This is a genomic window from Pseudomonas sp. NPDC089407 (assembly GCF_044900445.1).
In the GTDB taxonomy this organism is placed as follows: Bacteria; Pseudomonadota; Gammaproteobacteria; order Pseudomonadales; family Pseudomonadaceae; genus Aquipseudomonas.
In genome coordinates, this window is record NZ_JBJDNB010000028.1 from 78,606 (window position 1) to 96,477 (window position 17,872).

A 17,872-nucleotide genomic window follows, 5' to 3' on the forward strand; every position below is an offset into this window, starting at 1 on the left:
GTGGGAGCTGGCCTGCGATGGGCTGCACAGCAGCCCCAGGGCTCTCACAGGTACAGTGCAAGCCTACTGATTTGTGCGGTCCCTGTGGGAGCTGGCTTGCCGGCGATGGGCTGCAAAGCAGCCCCAGGGCTCTCACAGGTACAGTGCAAGCCTATTGATTTGTGCGGTCCCTGTGGGAGCTGGCTTGCCGGCGATGGGCTGCACAGCAGCCCCAGGGCTCTCACAGGTACAGTGCAAGCCTTGATTTGTGCGGTCCCTGTGGGAGCTGGCTTGCCGGCGATGGGCTGCAAAGCAGCCCCAGGGCTATAATGCCAACTCATTTCTGATTGGTACCCCCATGTCCCCCCTCGCCACCGCCCTGCAGTCCTGCGACATGCTCCTGATCGACGGCCTGCACGCCTTCGACTTCACCGCCGACGAAACCGGCCTCACCGTCGAATGCATGGACGGCCGTCAGCTGCGCCGCTGGTCGTTCACCCCCGAGCAGGTCGCCGCCGCCATCGCCAGCGCTGATGAATGGCAACTGAACGATGCCCAGGGCGAGCATCGGCTAGTCTGTATGAGTGCCTTTCGCGCCCCGGATGAAGACCACGATGAACCGGACCTGGACGAGCCTGCTGACCGCTAGCCTGATGAGCCTGACAATCCACGCACACGCCGCTACCTTGCTGGTGGGCAGTTACACCGATGGCGCCAGCCAGGGTATCTACCGCTATCAGTTCGATGACAAGCGCGGCCACATCGACCCCACGCCACTGCAAGTTGTGAAAAGCGTCAGCCCCTCATGGCTGGTACTGTCGGCCGATCAGCGCCTGCTGTTCACGGTCAACGAAACCCCGGGTGGCCACGCCAGCAGTTTCGCCATCAGCGCCAAGGGCGAGCTCAAACCGCTCAATCAGGTGGCCAGCAAAGGCGACGAGCCGACCCACGCCAGTATCAGCCGTGACCAGCGTTTCCTGTTTGTGGCCAACTATGCGGTCAACCCCGACCCGGGTGGCAGCCTGGTGGTTATCCCGGTGACCAAGGACGGCAAGCTCAAGCAGGTCGTGCAGCAACTACGGCACACGCCAAGTGGCGTCAACCTTGAGCGCCAGGCCGGGGCCCATGTGCATTCGCTGGTGTTGTCGCCCAACGGCCAGCATCTGTATGCCAGCGACCTGGGCGCTGACAAGGTGTTCATCTACCGCTACGACGGGGCCAGCCCGGACCAGCCGTTGAGCCCGGCCATTCCGGCCTCGGTAGACCTGCCACCTGGCAGCGGGCCACGCCACCTGCTGTTCGACGCCAAGGGCCGGCATGCCTACCTGACACTGGAAATGAGCGGTGAAGTGGTGATGTTCGACGTCAAGGACGATGCCCTGCTCGAGCGCCAGCGCCTGCCGCTGACCGAACAGCAGGATGCCGCGGCCAAGGCGGCGGGCGGCCTGCACCTGTCGGCGGACGGGCGTTTCCTGTACGTCAGCAACCGCGGCACGGCCAACGAAATCGTGGTGTTCAGCGTGGGCAAGCAGGACGGCCAGCTGGCGTTCCTGCAGCGCCGTTCGGTGGAGGGCGATCACCCGCGCGAATTCGCCATCGACCCAAGCGACAACTTCCTGCTGGTGGCCAACCAGAAGAGCAACCAGATCGTGGTCATGCGCCGCGACCCGCGCAGCGGCAAGCTGCTGGAGACGGTGCAGACGCTGAAGCAGGAGGCACCTTCGGACCTGAAGTTCATTGAGTGATGGATTGGAAGGGTTCGGCGTTGGATTTTTGCCGCCTGTGAGATCGAGCGCCGCCCGCGCGGCGCTTCGCGGCGCAAGGCCGCTCCCACATTTGTTTCGGGCCAGTTACTCCTGCTTCCTCCGCACTCGCTCCCTGGGGGCATGTCTGGGGATTGCAGAAAAGCAGTGGCGACACCTTCATTATCGAATGGGACAGACAAGGGGGCGCGCGCCAATGGCACAGGCGGGGCTGGCCCGAAACAAATGTGGGAGCGGCCTTGCGCCGCGAAGCGCCGCGCGGGCGGCGCTCGATCTCACAGGCGCTAAATTCCTATGGGAGCGGGCGCTTGATACTGACATTTGTTCACTTGGCCATGACTGCCTTGAACAGCTCCGAAGCCAGCCACCCCTCCAGCCAGCTCCGCACCTGCGGATAAGCCGCCTCGGCGAACCACTGCGGTTCGACCCCGGCAAACTGGCGCATCAGGGGCAGCAACGCGGCATCGGCAATGCTCGGGTGGTCAGCCAGCAAGTAGCGCCGGCCCGCCAGCAGGCCTTCGAGCTCCGCCAGCCAGGCTTCGGCCTGCTGGCGGTAATGTTCGCGGGTATGCTCGGGGTAGCGTTCGGCATACTTGTACAGGTTCACCTGTGCCTTGAACGTGCTGTCGTTGCGCGCAATCAGGGCATCAGCCTGTTGCGCCGCCGCAAGGTCGGCCTGTAGCTGCCAGTCCTGCGGGTCGTTTTGCGCCAGCGCCCAGCGCATGATGTCCAGGCTTTCTTCCAGGACCCCGGCACCGGTATCCAGTACCGGCACCGTGCCCTTGGGTGACAAGGCCAGCAGTGCTGCCGGCTTGTTTTTCATCGCCACCTCGCGAATCTCCACCTCGCAGCCGGCATAGCGCAGGGCCAGGCGCGCGCGCATGGCCCATGGGCAGCGGCGGAACGAGTAAAGGATCACCCGCACACCTCCACGTCACTCAGGCCATTGCCCTGGCGGCGCACCTGGATCTGCACCGGAATGCGCTCGTGCATTTCCTGCACGTGGGAAATCACCGCCACCTTGCGGCCCTGGGCCTGCAAGCCGTCGAGGGCATCCATCGCCAGTTGCAGCGATTCGGGGTCGAGGCTGCCGAAGCCTTCATCGATGAACAGCGATTCGATGCGCAGGGTGCTGGAGGCCATCGAGGCCAGGCCCAGTGCCAACGCCAACGACACCAGGAAGGTTTCGCCGCCCGACAGCGAATGCACCGAGCGCAATTCGTCACCCATCTCGGTGTCCAGCACCAGCAGGCCCAAGGCGCTGCCGCCGCGTTTGAGGCGGTAGCGGCGGGCCAGTTGGCGCAACTGGCTATTGGCGTGGTGCAGCAGCAGGTCGAGGTTGTAGCCCTGGGCGATCTTGCGGAACACATCGCCCGAAGCCGAGCCGATCAGGGCATTCAGGCGGGCCCAGCGTTGCCACTGCTGGTGAGCCTGTTCGATTTCTGCCGCCAGCGCCTGGTGGGCCTGCTGGCGGCGCTGGTCGTCGGCCTGCTGCGCACGCAGTTCGGCGCATTGTTGCTCGTGGCTGGCCAGGCGCTCGCGCAGCTCGGTCAGGGCTTGCTCCAGTGCTTCGGCCGAGGCTTCCACGGTCATTTGTGCGGCGTGTTGTTGCAGGCGCTGTTCACGTTCCTGCAGCAACACACGGCCTTGCTCGATGGCTTTTTCGGCACCTTGCAGGCGCTGGCGCAGTTCATTGACCTGTGTGTCGTCCATGGCCAACAGGCGATCCAGGCCGGCATCGTCCAGCTCCGGATGTTCGCCGCGCCACTGGGCGATCTGGCCCTGCAACTGCTGGCACTCGGTGTCCAGCGCCTGTTGCTGCTGGGCGTTGGCCTTGAGTTCACTGGCCAGTTGCACGCCCTGGGTAAGCAGCTGTTGCAGGCGCTGGGCGGTGTCGGCGTCGAGGGCACGGGCGTGTTCCAGTGCGGCGTCCATGTATTGTTGCCAGGCTTCGGCACTGGCATGTTCGCCGAGTAGCTCGCCGAGCGAAGCCGAGGCCTGCTGGCGCTGCTCGTCGAGGGCGGCGAGCTTCTGCTGCAACTGCTGCAGGCCCTGCACCCGTGCCTGTTGCTGGTCGCGCAGCTTGTCCAGCTGGGTTTGCCGGGCTTGCTGTTCTTCCAGTTCGTCCTTGCGTTGTTCCAGTTGTTGCAGGCGCTGGGCAATTTGCTGGTCGAGGGCAAGGAAGGCATTGGCCGGGTCGTCATTGAGGGCCTTGAGGGCGCCCTCGGGCAATACGCCGGCCAGGTCGTTCAGGCCTTGCTGCAACTGTTGCTCGTCATTGGCCAGGGCCTGGTGCTGTTGCTCCAGGTGGCGCTGCGCCTGTTGCTGGGCCTCGTGGGCAGCCTGCAGTTGCTGGTTGAGGCGGGCCGCGTCGCGTTGCAAGGTGAGCAGCGCGCTCTGGCGTTTCTCGTCCTGGCCGATTTCTTCGTCCAGGCGGCGCAGCTGGCTGTCGAGCCAGGCGCTGCGGGCCTGGTCGTCCTGTGGGGCCAGGGCCGGCCACAGGCTGTGCGCCTGCACCTGGGCCACCAGCGGTTGCAGTTGGTCGCCCAGTTGCTGTTGTTGCTGCTGGTAGTCCTTGAGCTGGGCGTTGACCACACCCAGCTGGGTGCGCAGCTCTACCAGCTTGCTGTTGAGGGTTTCGACCTGCTTTTGCGCGGCGTCTTCTTCAGCCTGGTCATGACGACCCAGGCTTTGCAGCAGCGCTTCGGGCTGGTGGAACGGGTGCTCGGTGCTGCCGCATACCGGGCAGGGCTCACCGTCGCGCAGCTGGCCGCGCAGCTCTTCGACGCTGGTGTTGCGCGCCAGGCGCTGGCGTTCCAGCAACTGGCGGGTAAGGTTGAGCGCTTGCTCGGCGGCTTCCAGCTCGGCCTTGGCAGCGGTGCCTTCGCCGATCAGTTGCTGGCGTTGCTGCATGGCCTGCTGCTGCCGCTCGCGCACGGCATCCAGTTGCTGGCGCAGCTCCCGCTCGCGGCCATGCAGGCGCGACAGCTCTTCGACGGCGCGCTGTTGCTTGCGGTTGTCCTGCAGCATGCCGCCGAGCAGGTCGATCTGCTCGGCCAGGGCCTGGGGCTCGGCCTTGGCTTCGCGGAACAGCACATCAAAGGCGTCGCGTTCGGCCTGCAAGTGGGCATTGGCCTGGCTGGCCTGGGCCTGCAGGCCGGGCAGTTCTTCACGGCCCTTGGCCAGGCGGCCGCCAATCAGCATCACCTGTTTCAGTTGCGGCAGGTAGGCGTGCCAGGCATTGGCCAGGCCGGCCAGGTGCTGGCTGTCGGCGAGTGCGGTGTCGATCTGTGCCAGTTGCTGCACGCTGCGCTGCTGATGGTCTTCCAGTTGCTGCAGTTGCTGCTGGCCATCGGTGACTTGCTGCTGCGCCTGTTGGCTGCTGTCGCGCTGGGCGGCCAGCTCCTGATCGAGACGGGCCAGGTTGTCCTGGGCGGCAAAAGCCTGGCGCAGGCGCGGGGCATTTTCGCCGTGCTGGGCCTGGCTGTCCGCCAGTGCCTGGCGGGCAACTGTCAGCGCCTGTTCCAGCTCGCCGGTGCGTGCCTGCAGGTCGGCCTGCTGCTGTTGCTGTTCGGCAATTCTCGCCGCCACGGGTGCCAGCTGTGCGCGCAGCGCCTGTTGGCGGTGGAACTGGTGACGCTGCGGGGCCAGGCGCTCCAGGCGGACCAGGTCCAGGCGCGGCTCGGCCAGCTGTTGCCAATCCTGCTCGGCGGCCTGCAACGCGCTGCCGGCTTCGGTGTGCTGGGCTTGCAGCTGGCGTTGTTCGTTCAGCCAGTTGCGTTGCAGTTCCAGTTGGCGTTCGCCGGCCTGGTCGGCCTTGAACTGCTGCTGCGCTTGTTCCAGCTGCTGGTCAAGCTCGGCACGGGCTTCGGCGGCCATTGGCAGCAGGTGGCTGGCGCGGTCTTTCAGGGTGTTGTGCGCTTCGCCAGCCTCGCGCGCCTTGCTGAAGGCGCGCTGGCCCAGGCGGGTGTAGATGGCAGTGTTGGTGAGCTTTTCCAGTAGCTCGCTGCGCTCTTTGTCGTCGGCCTTGAGGAATGCGCCGAACTCGCTCTGGGCCAGCATCACGGCACGGGTGAACTGCTCGAAGTTCAGGCCCAGGCGGCTTTCGACCAGTGTCTTGAATTCGTTCTTGGCGCTGGCCAGTACCTGTTCGCTGTCGAGGTCGTAGAAACTCTGGCGGCTAAGTTGCAGTTTGCCGTTGGCCTTGTCGCGGGCGCGGTTGGCTTCCCAGCGGGCACGGTAGCGACGGCCATCTATTCCGACGAAATCGACCTCGGCAAAGCCGCTGCCAGTGCCCCGGCGCAGCAGGTTGCGTGGGTCATAGGTGGGGATGTCGCCGTCGGCATCCGGCACCTTGGCCTCGCGGCCGATGTCATTGAGCCGCGGCACGGTGCCGAACAGCGCCAGGCACAAGGCGTCGAGCAGGGTACTCTTGCCGGCACCGGTAGGCCCGGTGATGGCGAACAGGCCGGCGCTGGCCAGCGGTTCGGCGGTGAAGTCGATGTCGACCGGGCCGGCCAGCGATGCCAGGTTCTTCAGGCGGATCGCGAGAATCTTCATGGCTGTTCCTCTTCCTGCTGCACGTCCTGCAACAGCAGGGCAAAGTCGGCCAGCGCCTGCTCGTCGACAGCGCTGCCGTAGGCCTGCTCCCAGGCACGGCTGAACAGGTCTTGCGGGGTCATCTGGGCCAGTTCGACAAAGGCCAGGTCATCGTCTTCGGCGTTGTTGCGGCCGGCATACTCGGCGCTGATGCGGATCAACCGCACGGCCTTGCCCTCGATTGCGCTTTCGATCTGCTGGCGCAGGTCGGGTTGCGGCTCGTCGAGAATCACCCGCACTTCGAGCCAGGGCTGGCGGTTGGGGTCTTCGAGCAGGTCGATCACCGGCAGGTCGGCCAGTTGCTGCAGCAATTCGCCCAAGGGGGCCGGGCCGACCCGTTGCAGGGCTACGGCGCGCGGTACCGGGCGCGGTTCGACACTGACCAAACCGTTGCCGTCCAGCTCCACTTCCAGCACCTGGTGCGGGTAGTTGATTTCGGCGAACGACAGCGGGATCGGCGAGCCACTGTAGCGGATGCGTTCTTCGCGGTTGACCTTTTGCGGCTTGTGCAAGTGGCCCAGGGCGACATAGCTGATGGCTTTGTCGAACAGCTTGGCCGGCAGCGCCTCGGCGTTGCCGATGATCAGGCTGCGCTCGGAGTCTTCCGACACTGCGCCACCGGCCATGTGCGCGTGGCTGATGGCGATCAGCGCCTGGTCTTTCTTGCGCTTTTTCAATGCCGCGGCGATCAGTTGCTGGTGCACCTGGGTGATGCCTTGCAGGTAGTCGTCGCCCAGTTGCGGGCCGGTCACCTCGGCCGGGCGCAGGAACGGCAGGGCCAGGCACCAGGCAGCGACCTTGCCACGGCCGTTGGTGAGCGGAATCAGCAGGCGCTCGGCATCCAGCTGGCCCTCGTCCAGCCAGTGCACCCGGCCCAGGGCATGGGTGCGCAGGCGGCGCATCAGCGCGGCGGGCAACTCGATGCGCGAGCCGGAGTCGTGGTTGCCGGCGATCATCACGATGTCCAGCTTGGGCTGTTGCTCGTGGGCCCGGACGATGAAGTCGTAGAGCCGTTCCTGGGCTTTGACCGGCGGGTTGACCGTGTCGAAGATATCGCCAGCGATCAGCAGCGCATCCGGCTGGCGCAGGCGCAGTTGGCCGAGCAACCAGTCGAGGAAGCAGGCGTGTTCGAAGTCGCGTTCCTGGCCGTGCAGGCTTTGGCCCAGGTGCCAGTCGGAGGTATGAAACAGACGCATGGATGACCTGTTGGTGTCGAGTCGAGCAAGCGAGGGCTTGGCTTTGGGGGATGGGCGTTGCGCGAGGGCGGTATGGTAACTCAAGCATGGGGTTGGGGGGCAGGGCGGGGAGTGGGTGGGGGCTGCCAGGCGTCCGCCATCACATTTGCATGGCCTGTGAGACCGAGCGCCGCCCGCGCGGCGCTTCGCGGGGCAAGTCGGATCGCCGCACCGCCGCTCCCACAGTTTGTTTCGGGCCAATCTCTCCTGTGCTATTACCGGTGCCCGCCTTGGTGCATGGCGGGAGATTGATGAAGAGCAACGGCGCCCCCTTCAATATCGAAGGGAACAAACAAGGCGGGCAGAGGTGACCTCACAGGACTGATTGGCCCGAAACAAACTGTGGGAGCGGCGGTGCGGCGATCCGACTTGCCCCGCGAAGCGCCGCGCGGGCGGCGCTCGATCTCACAGGCGCTGAAATACATCGACGAACACCCGCAGGCGCTAAAAATGTGCTGCCGAACACCGCCAGCCATGACCCGATCACGCTTTTTGTAGGAGCGGCCTTGTGTCGCGAAAGGGGTGCGAAGCGCCCCCGAGATCTTCGCATCACCGCAAGATAGCCGGGGCCGCTTTGCGGCCCTATCGCGACGCAAGGCCGCTCCTACATAGGCTGTAGTCAACCGCGAGTGAAATCCCCAGCCTGACGGTGCAGCAGCAACTCGGTCAGCGCTCTGGTCATCTGCACGTGATGCACCGCATTGACCAGCATGTTGATGCCAGGCTCGCCGGCGTTGGCACAGATGTATTCATCCAGCGAGTCTTCAATGCCGGCCATCAGCTGGAGGGTATGGGTCAGGGCGTCAACCGAGGGGGTGTCCGGGTTGATGGTGTAGAAGGGGCGGGCTGTCAGGATTGCGGGGGGATTGGGGACGATCTTCTTCATGATTCAAACCCTTTGCTTAATCAGAGAATGCCACCACCACAACCTTCTCACGGGTTTAGGTGGCAGCCGTACGCGGGGTGAGAAACCGAGGAAGCAAAGGAAAACTCGGCCAGACCGAAGTCTGCCCGCGCACGGCCGCCATGAAAGCTGACCGAAATTTGCTTATCGTCGGGTTCTCACACCCGGTCACCGAAGCGACCCGGAAACGTTATCCGTGAGGTGTTTTCCCGACAACAGCGATAGTTCAGCAGCGGGCGCAGGATAATTCCTAAGCGGGTTGATTCTGAAGCATTCGGTTGCAGGTTCAGAAATGTCTTACAGGTGGAGGGGGTGGTTGCTGAGGGGCAGGGCGGGGGATTGGCTGGAGGCTGACAGGTGTCCGCCATCACATTTGTAGCGCCGGTGAGATCGAGCGCCGCCCGCGCGGCGCTTCGCGGGGCAAGCCCGCTCCCACATCTGTTTCGGGCCAGTCACTCCTGTGAGGGCACCGCTGGCCGCCTTGTTTGTCTGCCTCGATATCGGCTGCGCCGCTGCTGCTTATCAATCTCCAGCCATGCACCCGGGTGCGCGCGGCAAAGGCACAGGAATAATTGGCCCGAAACAGATGTGGGAGCGGGCTTGCCCCGCGAAGCGCCGCGCGGGCGGCGCTCGATCTCACAGGCGCTGAAAATACATCGACGAACACCTGCAGGCGCTGCAAATGTGCCGCCGAACCCCTGTCAGCCCTGACCCAATCTCGTGGCTGGCACCGGCTGCGCCGGTGTTCGCGGGTGAACCCGCTCCCACAGGTATTTCACAGCCCTTGAAAGCAGTGATATCCCTGTGGGAGCGGGTTCATCGAGGCGTCGAACCGCCGCGAAGAGGCCCGAACACCCACCCCATCACTTAGGATAAAGCGGCGGCAAGCTGCCAGTCTCCCCAGCCGGCAACAACACCTGCTCAGCCGGCGGTATCGTGCCGATCGCCCGCCACAAATCCTCACCCTGCCAATACTGGCCAGTCTCGCTGTACAACGCGCCGTTCAACCCGTCCAGCGCATCCGACAACGGCACAAAGCGCGCCGCCATCTCGGCCAGGGTCTCCGGCTGTTGCCGGGCCCAGGCATCCAGCGCCTGGCGGGTGGCCTGGGGGTCGTTGGCCTGGCAGGCGCGCTTGAGGTCATCCAGCAAGGTTCGCGGGCTTGGCCCGTTCTGCGCCGCACGCAGCACCGCCGGTTGCGAGCGCGCACGCCACCACAGGGCAAAGCCCAGCACGGTGGTCAAGGCAAATAACAAGGTAGCCAGCTGCCACGGCCACAGCAGGCTGCTGGCACTGCTGTTGTCGCCCACCGGGGTGTCGGCGCTCAGCGCCGGGTTGTCCTGCACATTCAGCGTGCGCGCTGGCAGGCTGCTGTGCTCCAGGTGGTCTTCGCGGGTGTTCCACCAGGCCACTTCCAGCGCCGGCAGCGCCAGCGTGCCGGCATGGGTGGGCACCAGGGCTTCGCGCTCTTCGCGGTTGGCGGTCATGCCCCGTTCGTTGATTTCATTGCGCAGCAACGGCTGGTCGGGGTAGCGGCGCAGGCCGATGATTTCGGTGGCCGGCAGTGGCGGCAACTGGGTGGCGGACAAACCATCGGCGCGCAAGGTGATGTTGCGCGTCAGCGAGTCGCCGATCTGCACCTGCTGGTTGCCGGGGTCGGGGTTCCAGCGCTCTTCCAGGGTCAGGCTGCGGGCCGGTAACCACGGCAAGCCAGCCGGCCAGGCGGCCGGAATCGGGCGCACGGTCAGGCGCAGCGGCAACGAGCTGACTTGTACCTGGTGGCCGGCGCGTGCCGTGCCGTTGGCCTGCGGGGCTTCATCGCTGCTGGCAGCGGCGGTGGCGGTGAAGGTCAGCGGCGGGATTTCGAGCGTGCCGCTTTGCTGGGCATACACGGCATAACGGGTCTCGATCACGCCATGGCGTACGCCGTTGATTTCCTTTTCATAGGTGCGCGATTCGCCCAGCGGTTCGACCTTGGCGTTCTCCAGCTGCAGCGGGCTCAGGCTGCTGTCGTCGTACAGCGCTACCGAGTGGTAGATGCGCAAGGTGAGCACGGCCTGGGCCTGCACGTAGACGTCGGGGCTGTCGAGGGTTGCCTCGATGAACACCTGCGAGGTGTCCTGGCGGCTGGCGTCGGCCTGCAACACTTGCAGCTCAATGGCCTGGCTGCGTGACTGGCCCAGTTGCAGCTCGGGAATGCGCAGGCTGCCGCTGCGCCGCGGTAGCAGGGTGATGATCCAGCGCGTGCTGGCGCGGGTTTCGCCGTCGAGGGTGTGCAGGCTGTTCAGCTGGCGCGTGCCACGCACTTCGAAGTCGCCTTCCAGGGCGCGCAGGTCGGGCTTGCCAAACTGGGTGACGTCCTGGCTTTCCAGGGTCAGCTCCAGGCTTTCGCCGGCTTCCAGGCGGGTGCGGTCGACGCTGGCCTGCAGCAGGGGTTCGGCCTGGGCCAGCACGGCCCACAGCAGGGTAAGGAGAAAGACGCCGAAGCGACTCATCGTGGGGTTTCCTGATGCAATTGCTGTTCATACCAGAATTTGCGCCGCAGCAGCTCCGCCGGGTTGTCGGGGATCTCCCGCAGCCATTGTTCCAGGGCCTGGCGCTGTTCGGCGTCGAGGTTGGTCGATACCGGGCGCTGCGGCGGCTGAATGACGCCGTCATCGGCCCCCGCCTGATTGCCAGGGGTGGCCTGGCTGTTGCTGTTGCTTTCGCCAGGCTGTTCGGCGCTGGCTTGCTCGTCGTTACCAGGGGGGCCTTGGACCGGGCTGCTGGCTGAGCTGCTGTTGCCTTCGGTTTCGCTGCCGGGCGTGCCTTGGGCCTCGTTGCCGGGCGGTTGTTGCTCAGCCTTGGCCTCACGCTGTTGCAGCATTTGTTGCACCAACGCCTGGTTGTCGAGTGCCGCTTGCAGGTCGGCCTGGCGTTCCAGGGCTTGCTCGTAGGCGTCCAGGGCGGCCTCCAGCTCGCCGCTGTGGGCCAGGGCATTGCCTCGATTGTAGTGGGCTGCGGCGCTGTCGCCCTGGGAAAATGCCTCGGCGGCACCGGCATAGTCGCCGGACTGGTACAGCGCCATGCCCCGCCATTGCGGGTCCTGGAAGTGGCGCGCTGCGCTGGCCGGGCGGTTTTGCTCAAGCAGGCGCTGGCCTTGCTGGTCGGGGCGCAGCCACAGGTCGCTGAACTCAAAGGCCTGGCTGGGCTGTGGCAACGCCAGCAGCAGCGGCAGGCAGAACAGCCAGCCGCGCCGGCCGGCGCAGGCGGCCAGCAGCAACAGCGGTAGCAGCAACCAGTAGCCCTGGTCGGCCCAGCTGTCCAGTTGCAGGGTCTGGCCGTCGTTGCGCCCGGTCCGCGGGTTGTCGAACAGGCCCAGGCCACGCAGGTCGAGGTCATCGACACGGGCATGCCGGTAGCGCCCGCCGGTGCTGCTGATAAAGCCCTTGAGGCTGGCGCTGTCCAGGCGGGGCAGGAGAATGCCGCCCTGGTCATCTTTAAGGTACTCGCCGTTGGCCTGGCGTACCGGGGCGCCTTCACGGCTGCCGATACCCAGCATCAGCAGGCTCGGGCCTTGGCGGCCGAGGGCCTGGGCGATGCCCTGGCGCTCCGGCGCACTCAGGGATGAAGCGATCAGCAGCAGGCGGCCCTGGCCCAGACCGCTCTGGGCCAGCAGCGCCAGGCCTTTTTGCACCGCCAGGTCTGCGCGTTGGCCCGGTTTGGGCATGATCGACGGGTCGATGGCCTCAAGCAGGTTGCGGGTGGTGGCCAGGTCGTCGGACAGCGGCACCAAAGTGTGCGCGGACCCGGCATACACCACCAGCGCGGTCTGGCTGTCACGGCGGTGTTCGAGCAGGTCGAGGACTTTGCGCCGGGCCTGTTCCAGGCGATTGGGTGGGCTGTCCTCGGCGAGCATCTGTGGCGTCAGTTCGAGCAGAATCACCAGCGGGTCGGCCGGGCGCTGGCGGTTTTCTTCCACGCGCTGCCAGCTGGGCCCGAGCAGGGCCAGGATCACCAGTAGCCAGGCCAGGCCAAGCGCCACCCACGGCAGTTTGCTGGCATTGCCATTACCGCCGCCCAGCAGTACACCGTGGAACGCCGGTGGCAGAATCATCTGCCAGCGCCCCGCGCGCTTGCGCCGGTGCCACAGTTTGTACAGCAGCCAACCAAGCAGGGGCACGGCCAGCAGCCAAAGCGGGCGCAACCATTGCGGCCACAGGTCGATCATCGCCGCCTCCTTAACCGCAAGCGCTTCAGGCGTTGGCGCCACTCCGGGTGTGGCTGCAGGAAGCGCGGCCTGCGCAACAGGCGCTGCAACAGGTTGTCGGGCCATTGCACAGCCACTACCAGCAACACGCTGAGCAGCAGCGCCAGGGCCAATGGCCAGGCGTACAAGGCCTGGGCCGTGCGCGCCTGGGTCGGTTGCTGGGCCACCGGTTCGAGCTGGTCAAGGGTGTCGCCGATGGCGTTCAGTTCGGCGCCGTCATGGGCGCGGAAGTAGGCACCGTGGCTGATGTCGGCGATTTCCTTGAGCGCGGCTTCGTCCAGGTCCAGGCTCGGGTTGAGGCCGAGCAGGCCGGGGGTGCCGCTGGCTTCGGGGTTGGCGCCAATGCCGATGGTGTAGATGCGCACGCCTTCCTGGGCCGCCAGGCGGGCGGCGGTCAGCGGGTGGATCTGCCCACCGTTGTTGGCACCGTCGGTGATCAGCACCAGTACCCGGCTTTGCGACGGGCGCTGGCGCAGGCGTTTCACTGCCAGGCCAATGGCGTCGCCAATGGCGGTGTTTTTGCCGGCGATGCCGATGTGCGCCTCGTCGAGGAAGGTGCGCACGGTGCGTCGGTCGAAGGTGAGCGGCGCCTGCAGGTAGGCCTGGCTGCCGAACAGGATCAGGCCCACGCGGTCGCCCTCGCGGTCCTGCAGGAAGTCGCCAAGCAGCGCCTTGACCAGGTCGAGGCGGCTGATGTCTTCGTTCTTCCACTGCATGTCGGGGAAGTCCATCGACCCGGATACGTCCACGGCCACCAGCAGGTCGCGACCGCTGGCGGCCACCGGCACCGGCTCGCCCAACCATTGCGGGCGGGCGGCAGCGCACAGCAGCAACAGCCAGATGACCACGAACGGCGCCTGCTGGCGCCAGGTCGGCAGGTTCAGCCGTGCGCGGCGCCCGGCCAGGCCTTCTAGCTCGTCGAGGAAGCCGACCTTGAGCACGGGCTCGCCGCTGTCGGCGGCGGGCAACACCAGGCGCAGCAGCCACGGCAGCGGCAACAGGGCGAAAACCCACGGCCAGGCCAGTTCAAACATGCTTGCGGATCCAGGTTTCGACGGCTTGGCTGAGGCCGACGATGGCTTTGTCGTCGAGCTTGCACTCGGGCTTGTAGGCACCTTCGACCAGCACCATCCAGCGGGTCAGGCCGGCGGCCGGGCAGCGGTTGTCGAGAAACGCCAGCCACTGGCGGCCGTTAAGGGTATGGCTGTTGGCACCTGGGTAGTGGCTGCGGCACAGGCGCTTGAGCAGGGCGTTGATCTGTTGCAGCCAGGCACCGGCCGGGGCGCCGTCGTACGGGCGTGGCAGGCGGGCCAGCTCGGCCAGCGCCTCCACGCGTACCGGGTCCAACGGTTGCTCGGCGCGCACGATGCGCCGTTTGCCCGGGCGCCAGCGGCGCAGCCGCCACAGGCCCCAGCCCAGCAGCGGCAGGATGGCCAACAGGGCCCACCAACCGGGTGCCGGCGGCCACAGGCCGATCGGTGCCGGTTCGATCAGCGGTTGCAACTGATCGAGCGGGTTCATGACGCGCTCCGTGGCCGCTGGGCGTTCAGGTATTCGCGCAGTTGCTCGATCATTTCGCTTTGCGTGCTCAGCGGCATCAGCGCCACGCGCAGCTTCTGCGCCATCAGTTCCCAGCGCTCGATACGTGCCTCGGCTTGCTGGCGATAGGCCTGGCGCAGGTTGGCGTCGAGGGTGTCGAGCTCCAGCTGGGCGCTGCGCTGGGCAAAACGCAGCAGGCCGGCGGCAGGCAGGGCATGGTCGAGGGGGTCGGACACCGGCAGCAACAGCAGGTCGCAATGCCGCGAGAGCATGGCCAGGTGCTGTTCCACCTGGGCGCTGAGCGAGCGCTCGTCGCAGATGACGATGGCCAGGCTACCGGGGCGCAGTACTTCGCGGGCGCGGCGCAGGGCCAGGCCAAGGCTGTCGGTACCGGGGGTGGCCTCGGTGTGCAGCGACTGGTTGACCTTGGCCAGGCGGTTGAGCAGTTGCAGCAGGCTCTGTTTGCTGCGCCGGGGCTTGATTTCGTGGTGTTCGTTATCGCCAAACACCAGGCCGCCGATGCGGTCGTTGTGGCCCAGCGCGGCCCAGCCGAACAGCGCGGCGGCCTGTGCCGCCAGCACCGACTTGAACATCAACCCCGAGCCGAAGAACAGCCGTTGGCTCTGCTCGACAAGAATGAAGATCGGCCGTTCGCGTTCTTCGTGGAACAGTTTGGTGTGCGGCTCCTGGGTGCGTGCGGTGACGCGCCAGTCGATGTTGCGGACGTCGTCACCGGCCTGGTACACGCGCACCTGGTCGAAGTCCACGCCGCGCCCACGCAACTTGGAATGGTGCAGGCCGACCAGCGGGCTGCGCTGGCCAGGCTTGGAAAATAGCTGGATTTCGCGCACGCGGTGGCGCATGTCGATCAGCTCGGCAAGGCCGATGCGGATGCCGGGTTCGGCCAACTGCGCAGTGGGCATGGGCTCAGGCAACGGCGACGACGTCGAGGATGCGCTGGACCACGCGGTCCTGGTCGATCCCCGCGGCCTCGGCCTCGAACGAGAGAATGATGCGGTGGCGCAGCACGTCGAACAGCACCGCCTGGATGTCTTCGGGGCTGACGAAGTCGCGCCCGGCCAGCCAGGCGTGGGCGCGCGCGCAGCGGTCCAGCGAAATGGACCCGCGCGGGCTGGCGCCATAGGCGATCCAGTCGGCCAGTTCAGTGTCGAACTTGGCCGGGGTGCGGGTGGCCATCACCAGCTGCACCAGGTATTCCTCCACCGCGTCGGCCATGTACAGGCCAAGGATTTCCTTGCGCGCGGCGAAAATGGCCTGCTGGCTGACCCGGCGCTCGGGCTTGGTCTCGCCACCCAGTGCTTCACCACGCGCCTGAGCCAGGATACGCCGCTCTACCGCTGCGTCGGGGAAGCCGATTTTTACGTGCATCAGGAAGCGGTCGAGCTGGGCTTCGGGCAGCGGGTAGGTACCTTCCTGCTCGATCGGGTTCTGCGTGGCCATGACCAGAAACAGCGGCGACAGGTCGTAGGTGCTGCGGCCCACGCTGACCTGGCGCTCGGCCATGGCTTCGAGCAGCGCCGACTGCACTTTGGCCGGGGCGCGGTTGATTTCGTCGGCCAGCACCAGGTTGTGGAAGATCGGCCCTTGCTGGAACACGAAACTGCCGGTTTCCGGGCGATAGATTTCCGTGCCGGTGATGTCGGCCGGGAGCAGGTCGGGGGTGAACTGGATGCGATGGAACTGCGCCTCGATGCCTTCGGCGAGCTCTTTGATGGCCTTGGTCTTGGCCAGGCCCGGGGCACCTTCGACCAGCATGTGGCCGTCTGCCAGCAACACGATCAACAGCCGCTCGACCAGTTTCTCCTGGCCTAGGATCTGGGTAGAAAGAAAGGTGCGCAGCGCGATCAGCGCTTCACGGTGTTCCATCGGCGACGGTTCCTGGTAGATGGCCTGAGGCGGCTGAAGGCAGCTGCCCTGGCAAGGGCTGATACTTTAATCCATCCGGGGGGGCGGCGACCAATGGCGCTGGGTAAATTTATCGTTGCATGGGGGCATGCGGGTACAGAAATGTCCTACGCAGGGCTGGCCATTGCCTGATGTTGCGTGACGCCTTGCTGGCGCTTGCTTGTGCTTTTTGGGCAAACACAAGGCACGAAGATGAAATCGAGCAGCGGCGGTACGCCAACCCCTGAGCGGATAACCCTGCGTTTCGGGGTGTTTTTCGATGGTACCGGTAACAACCAGCACAATGCCACGGCGTTGGCTGGGCAAGGCGGCAGTTATGCCAACGCCTTGAGCAATGTGGCTCTGTTGCATGCGCTGTATCCGGTGGATACGACCCGTATTGACGGGCAGTTGGCCTTTTTGAAGCGCTACGTGGAGGGGGTGGGCACCTTGGCCGGTGAAGCCGACCATGTCTATGCTTCGGCTACCGGGCGCGGGCGCACGGGGGCCGAAGCGCGGGTTGCCGAGGCGTTGCAGGGCATTGCCGGGCAACTGCAGGGTTGGTGCCGGGCGCATCCGCAGGCTTTGCTGGAACGGCTCGAGTTCGACCTGTTCGGTTTCAGCCGCGGTGCGGCGGCGGTGCGCCACTTGGCCAACCTGTTGCACGAAGGCGCGGGCGGGCTGTTACCGGTGACCTGTGGCATTTCAATCAACTTTATCGGGCTGTTCGACACCGTGGCGGCGATCATCGCCCCGTTGCGGGGCGACTTCGACCCCGCGGACGACCGCCATGGCGGTTTGCGCCTGGGCCTGGGTGCAGGCATTGCCCGGCGGGTAGTGCAACTGGTGGCGGCGGACGAGCAACGGCACAACTTCCCGCTGGTGAGCAGTGGGCATGACATTGTACTGCCGGGCGTGCACTCGAACATTGGCGGCGGGTACCCGGAAACCCTGCGGGAGCAGGTGCTGTTGTGCAAGCCGCAGTCCCAGCGCGTGTCGGCAGCGATGCCTGCCGGGCAGAGCCGCGTGCAGGCGTCGATGAGTGCCTTGTTGGCGACGGATTTTGCCGAAATGGGCGAACCCAGGCCGCAAGTAATGACCTGGGAAGAGCCGATTCCCGGCGGCCGGCCGAGTGAGGCGCAAAAACAGGTTTATGCGGCGCTGTACCGCGAGCGGGAAGTGGCCGGGCAGCTTTCGCGGGTGTACTTGAGCGTGATGCGCGAACTGGCGGTACGGGCTGGCGTGCCGTTTGCGCCCTTGGGCGCGCACGCTGAGCATCATGTGCCGGATGAGTTGGAAGTGATCAGCCGCAAGTTGCATGCGTTTGCCTTGGGGGAGACCGGGCAGCTGGGGTTGACTGAGGCAGAGCAGCGGTTATTGCGCGACAAGTATGTGCATGCTTCGGCGAACTGGAATGCGCTGAAGGGGTTGCGTAACAGTGCGCTGGATGTGTTGTTTGTCAATCGGCCGGGGGTGGGGGGGCGGGTGGTGCATGGGAACCCGGTGGGGTGATTGCGTGTGTTCGGCGATAGGGTTTTGGCGCCTGTGAGATCGAGCGCCGCCTGCGCGGCGCTTCGCGGGGCAAGTCGGATCGCCGCACCGCCGGAGGGTGTCAGAAATTTTGTGTTCGGGCATAACATGAGTAAGAGGTGCATGTATGCCAACCAAAAAGAAAACCTTGCGTGACCTGCCCAAAATT

General features: G+C 65.7%; 13 protein-coding genes. 3 read left to right on the plus strand and 10 right to left on the minus strand.

Going from position 1 to position 17,872, the window contains the following annotated elements; all coding sequences use genetic code 11:
* Window positions 1-337: 337 nt before the first annotated feature.
* Together ACI2KG_RS20745 and ACI2KG_RS20750 are read left to right on the plus strand one after the other, a co-directional pair.
* The gene (locus tag ACI2KG_RS20745) at window positions 338-628 is read left to right on the plus strand and encodes a DUF5629 family protein (RefSeq protein ID WP_404663102.1); all 291 of its coding nucleotides are present in this window, start codon (window positions 338-340) and stop codon (window positions 626-628) included.
* Complete coding sequence (locus ACI2KG_RS20750; RefSeq protein ID WP_404663103.1) at window positions 594-1,724, plus strand: lactonase family protein; 1,131 nt, start codon at window positions 594-596, stop codon at window positions 1,722-1,724. The genes ACI2KG_RS20745 and ACI2KG_RS20750 overlap by 35 nt, the downstream gene beginning before the upstream one ends.
* A 343-nt stretch (window positions 1,725-2,067) precedes the next feature.
* Here the strand turns inward: ACI2KG_RS20750 and ACI2KG_RS20755 are convergent, their stop codons facing one another.
* The 10 genes from ACI2KG_RS20755 to ACI2KG_RS20800 all read right to left on the minus strand — a co-directional run bounded on the left by ACI2KG_RS20755 (window position 2,068) and on the right by ACI2KG_RS20800 (window position 16,155).
* The gene (locus ACI2KG_RS20755) at window positions 2,068-2,661 is read right to left on the minus strand and encodes a glutathione S-transferase (RefSeq protein WP_404663104.1); all 594 of its coding nucleotides are present in this window, start codon (window positions 2,659-2,661) and stop codon (window positions 2,068-2,070) included.
* Window positions 2,658-6,302, minus strand: a complete 3,645-nt coding sequence (locus tag ACI2KG_RS20760; protein WP_404663105.1) for an AAA family ATPase — start codon at window positions 6,300-6,302, stop codon at window positions 2,658-2,660. Before ACI2KG_RS20760 ends, ACI2KG_RS20755 begins: the two co-directional genes overlap by 4 nt.
* Window positions 6,299-7,537, minus strand: coding sequence for an exonuclease SbcCD subunit D C-terminal domain-containing protein (locus ACI2KG_RS20765; protein WP_404663106.1), 1,239 nt, complete (start codon window positions 7,535-7,537; stop codon window positions 6,299-6,301). Before ACI2KG_RS20765 ends, ACI2KG_RS20760 begins: the two co-directional genes overlap by 4 nt.
* A gap of 658 nt (window positions 7,538-8,195) precedes the next feature.
* Window positions 8,196-8,462 (minus strand): hypothetical protein, encoded by a 267-nt coding sequence (locus ACI2KG_RS20770; protein ID WP_404663107.1) that lies wholly within the window; start codon window positions 8,460-8,462, stop codon window positions 8,196-8,198.
* Between the two features lie 881 nt (window positions 8,463-9,343).
* Complete coding sequence (locus tag ACI2KG_RS20775) at window positions 9,344-10,975, minus strand: BatD family protein (RefSeq protein WP_404663108.1); 1,632 nt, start codon at window positions 10,973-10,975, stop codon at window positions 9,344-9,346.
* Window positions 10,972-12,690: a VWA domain-containing protein gene (locus tag ACI2KG_RS20780; RefSeq protein ID WP_404663109.1), complete on the minus strand. Its 1,719-nt coding sequence runs from the start codon at window positions 12,688-12,690 to the stop codon at window positions 10,972-10,974. Before ACI2KG_RS20780 ends, ACI2KG_RS20775 begins: the two co-directional genes overlap by 4 nt.
* On the minus strand, window positions 12,687-13,763 hold the full coding sequence (locus ACI2KG_RS20785) for a vWA domain-containing protein (protein ID WP_404663110.1): 1,077 nt from the start codon (window positions 13,761-13,763) through the stop codon (window positions 12,687-12,689). The genes ACI2KG_RS20780 and ACI2KG_RS20785 overlap by 4 nt, the downstream gene beginning before the upstream one ends.
* Window positions 13,756-14,250 (minus strand): DUF4381 domain-containing protein, encoded by a 495-nt coding sequence (locus tag ACI2KG_RS20790; RefSeq protein WP_201207763.1) that lies wholly within the window; start codon window positions 14,248-14,250, stop codon window positions 13,756-13,758. Before ACI2KG_RS20790 ends, ACI2KG_RS20785 begins: the two co-directional genes overlap by 8 nt.
* Window positions 14,247-15,191, minus strand: a complete 945-nt coding sequence (locus tag ACI2KG_RS20795; protein WP_404663111.1) for a DUF58 domain-containing protein — start codon at window positions 15,189-15,191, stop codon at window positions 14,247-14,249. The genes ACI2KG_RS20790 and ACI2KG_RS20795 overlap by 4 nt, the downstream gene beginning before the upstream one ends.
* Window positions 15,192-15,195: 4 nt before the next feature.
* Window positions 15,196-16,155 (minus strand): MoxR family ATPase, encoded by a 960-nt coding sequence (locus ACI2KG_RS20800; protein ID WP_003247242.1) that lies wholly within the window; start codon window positions 16,153-16,155, stop codon window positions 15,196-15,198.
* 231 nt (window positions 16,156-16,386) lie between these two features.
* Between ACI2KG_RS20800 and ACI2KG_RS20805 the strand changes: the two genes are divergently transcribed.
* The gene (locus ACI2KG_RS20805) at window positions 16,387-17,685 is read left to right on the plus strand and encodes a phospholipase effector Tle1 domain-containing protein (RefSeq protein ID WP_404663112.1); all 1,299 of its coding nucleotides are present in this window, start codon (window positions 16,387-16,389) and stop codon (window positions 17,683-17,685) included.
* The last annotated feature ends 187 nt before the right edge of the window (window positions 17,686-17,872 follow it).